We start from the raw sequence: 1,472 nt of genomic DNA on the forward strand, positions 1-1,472 counted from the left end.
ATACACGGCAAAGGAATTGGTTCTCTTTTGATGAATGAAATAAAAAAGAATAATACAAGTTTGAATGGTTGGGTAATTGATCAGGAGAATGAAATAAAACATAATGCAACATTTTATAAATCGCCATTGCAATTTTATATTAAAAATGATTTTATAATTTGTTCAGAAATAAGAATTGAAAACGAAAAACTTTCGGCGGTGAAAATTAATTGGAAACGCTGAAAAAATATATAATAAAAAAAAGACCCTAAAAACAGAATTTCTGTTTTCAGGGTTTGCCTTTAAATTAAACCAAAATACCTATAAACTTAAAAATGGACGTTTTAAACAAAAAACATTTTCTTACTGTAAAAGACCATTCTGTATCTAAAGAAATTTTCGATTTGTATTACGATGAAACTTTAGATATGTTAATCACATCTCCGCAACCAGATTTAGAAAATCTTGGAAAATATTACGAAAGCGAAGATTACATTTCTCATACTGATAACAAACGTTCTTTATTTGAAAAAGCATATCATTTCGTAAAAAATATTGCTTTAAAAAATAAACTGAATTTAATCAATGGTGAACAATCCCGAAAAGGAAGAATTTTAGATATTGGTGCCGGAACCGGTGATTTTTTATTAACTGCAAAAAATGACGGTTGGGATACTGTTGGAGTAGAACCAAGCGAAAGAGCAAAAAATATTGCGATACAAAAAGGGATTTCTTTTGTGAACGAAATTAGCGCTCTCGAAAATAATTCGTTTGACGTGATTACCATGTGGCACGTTTTAGAACATGTTCCAAATTTAGAATTACAAATTCAGGAATTAAAGCGTTTATTAAAGCCAACTGGAACTTTAATTGTTGCGGTTCCAAATTTTAAATCTTACGACGCGAATCATTATCAAACTTTTTGGGCAGCTTATGATGTGCCAATTCACTTTTGGCATTTTTCAAAAAAAGCCATCAAATCGCTTTTTGAAAAAGTCGACATGAAATTAGAAAAAGTGCTTCCGATGAAATTTGATTCTTTTTATGTGAGTTTGTTATCTGAAAAATACAAAACCGGAAAAATGAATTACATCAGTGCTTTTTTTGTTGGTTTAAAATCAAATTTAAAAGCGAGCAGTACAAAAGAGTATTCATCGCAGATTTATGTCTTAAAAAACAAGTAAAACGCAATTTAAGCGCATTTCTGGCGTTTTCTCAGTATAAGTGAGGACTAATTATGTCTTTTTTGAGATCATCTTTCTAATAAAAGCTATGAAAGCCACTTTTGATAGTGGTTTTTTATGCTTTAAGACGGTTCCATAAATAAAAACAATACCATAAAAAACACACGTTTTTTGAAATTTTAAGGCTGAATTTTTCTGATTTCAAATTTTGAAATCATGAAGACGAAAATTTTTATGAATTTTAATTTTTTCGAAAATTGTATTCTATTTTTTTAGAAATGGAGCATTTTTAAAAATCTTGTTAATTCA

1 protein-coding gene and 1 pseudogene are annotated in these 1,472 nt (G+C 28.7%); both read left to right on the forward strand.

The window, feature by feature from the left end:
• Window positions 1-222 (forward strand): annotated as a pseudogene (locus FLACOL7796_RS24035) (hypothetical protein); the annotation flags it as partial.
• 92 nt (window positions 223-314) lie between these two features.
• Window positions 315-1,163 carry a class I SAM-dependent methyltransferase gene (locus FLACOL7796_RS24040; RefSeq protein ID WP_173973297.1) on the forward strand — a complete coding sequence of 283 codons (849 nt, stop codon included), beginning with the start codon at window positions 315-317 and terminating at the stop codon, window positions 1,161-1,163.
• Window positions 1,164-1,472: the final 309 nt, after the last annotated feature.

The organism is Flavobacterium bizetiae, assembly GCF_902804475.1.
GTDB lineage: Bacteria > Bacteroidota > Bacteroidia > Flavobacteriales > Flavobacteriaceae > Flavobacterium > Flavobacterium bizetiae.

What these genes read in the sequence shown, in the direction of transcription:
- FLACOL7796_RS24040 (WP_173973297.1), top strand. Translation starts at nt 315, where the DNA reads ATGGACGTTTTAAACAAAAAACATTTTCTTACTGTAAAAGACCATTCT.